At 35.4% G+C, this 523-nt stretch carries 1 pseudogene; it reads right to left on the minus strand.

Annotated features, from left to right (window positions below):
* Window positions 1–96: 96 nt before the first annotated feature.
* A pseudogene (locus tag UB43_RS29405) lies at window positions 97–523 on the minus strand (hypothetical protein); the annotation flags it as partial.

Consider the following 523-nt stretch of genomic DNA (forward strand, 5'->3'; position numbering starts at 1 on the left):
GCTCTTCCGATCTAATTAGGGCTGAAAGCCCTAACTTAATGGACGGGAGGTATCCCAATAGGAGGTTTCCTCCTATGGTTTTCAAAACAATCACCATCATGCTATTAATGATATTAAAATCCCAACTATACCAAAGAATATCCCAATTATCCATAAAACTGTAACTAAGTGAGGCTCTCTCATTGGTTTATACTTCAATATAAGCCTTGGTAGGGATAGATAGCCACCTATATAGTATAGCTTCCCATCTTCTTTGAGAGTTGTTGGTTTATGCTCATCCCTACTCATAACCCCAGCACTTAGATATTTTAAAGAGGCATCTATCACATAAGGCATCATTATAACTAAAAATGGGATATATTCCTTATAAACTACTGCTAAGACAGCTAAGAAAGCTCCAATTGGTAGAGTTCCAACATCTCCTGGAAAAACCTTTGCTGGATATTTGTTAAATATCAATAGCCCTAAATAGGATGCAGAGAATATCAAAGCGGAAAAAATCCAAAAAAAAAAAAAAAAAAAA

Source organism: Pseudomonas sp. 21 (assembly GCF_000955805.1).
GTDB lineage: Bacteria > Pseudomonadota > Gammaproteobacteria > Pseudomonadales > Pseudomonadaceae > Pseudomonas.